Annotated in this window: 4 protein-coding genes and 1 pseudogene; 3 read left to right on the top strand and 2 right to left on the bottom strand. The window is 36.6% G+C overall.

Annotation, left to right across the window (positions count from 1 at the left end; translation table 11 throughout):
- Positions 1-166 (bottom strand): annotated as a pseudogene (locus F606_RS24105) (IS5/IS1182 family transposase); the annotation flags it as partial.
- Between the two features lie 206 nt (positions 167-372).
- On the opposite strand from F606_RS24105, the gene F606_RS0105930 reads away from it, so the two are divergent.
- The 3 genes from F606_RS0105930 to F606_RS0105920 are packed head-to-tail and all read left to right on the top strand — an operon-like array spanning position 373 to position 3240.
- On the top strand, positions 373-1023 hold the full coding sequence (locus F606_RS0105930; RefSeq protein ID WP_019552958.1) for a class II aldolase/adducin family protein: 651 nt from the start codon (positions 373-375) through the stop codon (positions 1021-1023).
- A 30-nt stretch (positions 1024-1053) separates the two neighbouring features.
- Positions 1054-1860 (top strand): MerR family transcriptional regulator, encoded by an 807-nt coding sequence (locus tag F606_RS0105925; RefSeq protein ID WP_019552957.1) that lies wholly within the window; start codon positions 1054-1056, stop codon positions 1858-1860.
- A gap of 42 nt (positions 1861-1902) precedes the next feature.
- The gene (locus F606_RS0105920) at positions 1903-3240 is read left to right on the top strand and encodes an MATE family efflux transporter (protein WP_026329270.1); all 1338 of its coding nucleotides are present in this window, start codon (positions 1903-1905) and stop codon (positions 3238-3240) included.
- A 274-nt stretch (positions 3241-3514) separates the two neighbouring features.
- Here the strand turns inward: F606_RS0105920 and F606_RS0105915 are convergent, their stop codons facing one another.
- The gene (locus F606_RS0105915; RefSeq protein ID WP_019552955.1) at positions 3515-4063 is read right to left on the bottom strand and encodes a site-specific integrase; all 549 of its coding nucleotides are present in this window, start codon (positions 4061-4063) and stop codon (positions 3515-3517) included.
- Positions 4064-4161 lie beyond the last annotated feature (98 nt).

Raw genomic sequence — 4161 nt, 5'->3', positions numbered from 1 at the left:
AATATGTACGGTAAAGCTCTGATAAATCCATCCCTTCAACAAAGTAGCGAAGTAGGCGGACTGGGTCATCCTTTGGAATTTTAAATTCAATATTTAATGGAAGATGCAATTGATAAGAACTCCCAAAAGTTGTATAATCTTTTTGTGTAATATTTGGTTTTTGCATACTTAAATTTTACACGTACTCTCAGACGATTAAAAGCCTGGGAGTTCTTTTTTTTGCAAAAAAAGCTGCCGTACGTTTTTGTAACGTGCGACAGCCCCTTTTGCTGTAATTTAATAGCTTTTTCTTGTTCGCAGCAATAAGGTCTTATATAATAAGAGTATAGAGTTATTTCATGAATCGTTAAATTATTATTGAGGAGTATGGATATGGATCATAATCTAAAAAAGGAAATTATTCAGTATGCAAAGCTTTTGGAGGCGCAGGGGCTCGTAAATTCGCTTGAAGGTAATATATCAATTTTGGATCGAACGGCAGGCGAGCTTTATATTACTCCATCTGGTACTAGAAAAACTTTTCTTACAGAAGATATGATTGCTGTAATGAAAGGGGATCAGCAAATTGGTGGGACACTAAAAAGATCAAGTGAATATCTTTTGCATGAAGCAGCGCTGCGGGTTCGTCCTGATTGCAATGCTGTTGTACATGCGCATGCGCCCTATTTAACAGCCTATGCTTATTGTAATAAAAGTATCAATATCAGATGTTCGACGACGTTTGGTTTGTTTTTTGGAGATATTCCCTGTTTGCCATATGGTGAACCAGGTACGGTTCATATTGCCGATGGTATTGAAGAAGCAATGAAAGAGCATGAACTTATTTTATTAGCGAATCATGGCTGTGTTTGTATTGGCAAAACGATGGAAAATGCAGTAAGTATTCTGGAAGCCGCGGAAGCAGTTATGAAAATTTATCAAATGGCAAAAACGGTCGGTGAGATAAGTGATCTTTCCCCTGAACAATGGGAACAACTGGGCAACAATCATCCAGGACGGAAGTCAACAGTTCTACATAGATAGGCTGTTATTAATGAAGGCAGGTTTTTACATATGAACGAAACATGGTCTATCGGTGAAGTAGCAAAGCTTTTTTCTGTTTCGACGGATACGCTGCGTTATTATGAGAAAATGGGACTGCTCGCTTCACACAAAAATCCGGGAAATGGGTATCGGTATTATTCATATGATGAAATTGTCGTTTTAATGGATATTTTATTTTTTCGTAATATGGAGTTATCAATTCAAGATATTAAACAGATGATCACGAAAATGGATGTTGGTGATATCAAAAATATCCTTTATCACAATCAAAAACTTGTTGAGCAGAGGATACAGGAATTGCAAAAGCTGCAGACAATGATTACACAGGTTGCGTCACAATATAAATCATGCGAGGAACGTTTGGGGCAGTTTAAAATAGTTACGGCACCAAGCTTTCAATATAAACTTATGAGTCATCAGGAAGACGATCTTGTTAGTATGATTCGTGAATATAAAAAAGAAGACTGGATTGATGATCGTATACGTTACATGCTGTTTGTAGATGCGGCGGATCTCGTAGAAAATGCAAATTTTTGTTTAGCACATGTTGGCTTTAGTATTGAAAAAGCAAATTTTAGTATGCTTCCGTCGTGGGAGGCTAAAAACTTTTTATCGCTGCCGGAAGCAGAGTATTTATATACGATTCTTGGAACGACTTATGTAGAGAGTGAAAATGATATATTGCAAAAAACCTTACAATATATTCAAGAATCAGGAAGAGAAGTCGCCGGAGATATGGTTGGTCGTTATATGGCCAGTTCTCATAAAGATGGTCTGGATTACTATGAAATATGGATTGCTTTGGCAAAAACTTGACATTGGATCTACTCCAAGCTTTATCATCTTAATTGGGTGATAATGATGAATGGAAATATCTTAGGTGAAGAGAAGATTACGACATTGTTTCTGAAATATACAATTCCAGCCGTTTCAGGAATGTTGTTTTTGGGCTTAAACACGATTGTTGATGGTTTTTTTGTTGGTATCTATATTGGCGTAGATGCATTAGCAAGTGTGAATATTGCGATGCCTTTTTTGAGTTTGTTAATTGCATTGGGTGTCGTTATCGGTATTGGTACGCAAAGTCTGGTAGGTAAATATTTGGGTGCAAACAATATTAAGGCGGCAAATGATACGTTTATAACAGCACTTAGTTTGATTACGGGCAGCTCGGTTCTGCTGGCAGCTTCGGCTCTTTGCTTTACAAAAGAAATGGCTGGTTTATTGGGGGCGAATGAACATTTGCTGCCAATGGTAACGATGTATATTTATTATACGAGCTGGTTTTTACCGTTTTTTGCTATTATGTTTGTTTTGGATTATGTGTTAAAAATTATGGGGAATCCCTTCTATTCGATGATGATTCTGGTCGTGGCTGTCATCGGGCACATGTTGTTGAATTATTTGTTGATTGTACAATTGGGCTGGGGGATAGAAGGTTCGGCCTTTGCTATCGGAATTAGTTATACAATCGCTTTTATCTTGTCGCTGTTGCCGTTTCTTATGGGTAAAACCAGTCTGAAATTATTTCAGGGCAGCTTTAAAAAACCTTTGGCACACCAGATTCTTTATACGGGTTCTTCTGAAGGCGTTGCCGAAATCGGAACGGGTGTCACGACTTTTTTGTTTAATATTACGCTCATGCGCTATGTTGGCGAAGTCGGTGTAGCTGCTTTTACCGCGATTGGCTATTTGTCTTTTATCGGTAATAATATACTGATCGGTTTATCAGACGGTGTTGGGGCCATTATCAGCTATAATTATGGCAGCGGAAAAATGGAACGGGTCAAAGAGGCTTTGAAGCTTGCTTGCGGTTCGGCTGTAGTGATTGGTATCGGTTTGTTTGCGGTGATTTCACTGTATGCGCAGGAAATTATTCAAGTGTTTATTGAATCAGGCAATGAACGTGTGATTGCGTTTGCCGTATATGGTGCACACTTATATGCACTGGCATTTTTAGTAAATGGATTTAATATCATTGCATCAGGTTATTTTACGGCTATTTGCCGCCCTCAAAGTTCCGTTTTGATTGCGTTAAGTAAAGGTATTGTCTGGATTGGGGTGGGCGTTCTTGTTTTGCCGCAATTTTTTGGCATAAAAGGTATTTGGCTGACGGTGCCAGCAGCGGAAGTCTTGACGCTGTTTTTGTCGCTCGTGTTATTATACAGACACTTTCGTCCTAAACTTGGTTCATAAATCGTTTTTGATGTAAGAAAAGCAGCAGAAAAATCCTTGCGATTTTTCTGCTGCTTTTTGTTTTGGCCGTTATTTTTAGAAAAACACACCTATCTTCATCAAATGAGTGATTTTTTAGTTTTGAAATATACTACGTAAGCGGGTTTTTGACATTTTTTTCTCTTCAAGTAACACAATTGTATTGTGTTACTTGAAGAGAAAAAAATACACTCTATATCTTAGATACGACATTTCCAATTCTATTCCTTCTATTTATACTAAATAATGTCATTTATCATAAATTTAAATTTATATAAATTGTATCTAATTCATCTTTTGTAATACCTATATAGGCCAAAGTAACACTAGGTGCAGAATGATTCAAAAGTTTTTGAATTCTGGTTACATCGGCACCGCCTTTATATGCCCAATAACCAAATGTTTTTCGTAGTGTATGTGTCCCGATTGCTTCCGTTATACCGATTGCCCGAGCCGCAATATTCATGATTCTATAAGCCTGTACGCGGGTAATTGGCTGCTGACTTTTTTTGCTTTTAAAAAGCCAGCCACTGTCGCGGTTTGTACTTAAAAGATATTCATTTATCGTTTTTTTACACGTTTCAGATAGTGGGAAATCTTTTATTTTACCAGTTTTCTTCTCCTGGATAATAATTCGATCACGATTTTTAATATCAGTTACCTTTAGTGATAATAAATCAGAAATTCTTAAACCACTGTTAATTCCCAGGACAAAAAGCAGGCAGTCACGGATATTTCGATTTTTTAAATACTGTTTCATTTCATTAATTTGTTGTTTGTCACGAATTGGTTCTACATATTTCATTATTACTCTCACCTTATCTAATGTTTCTTATTATATAAATATAATACATTATAATACATTAGTATATAGATATATGTAACATAATACAATTGTGTTAC

This window comes from Propionispira raffinosivorans DSM 20765, assembly GCF_000381065.1.
Lineage (GTDB): Bacteria > Bacillota > Negativicutes > Selenomonadales > Selenomonadaceae > Propionispira > Propionispira raffinosivorans.
Note: the sequence above shows the minus strand (reverse complement) of the source record. Positions and strands in the feature narration are given on the sequence as shown.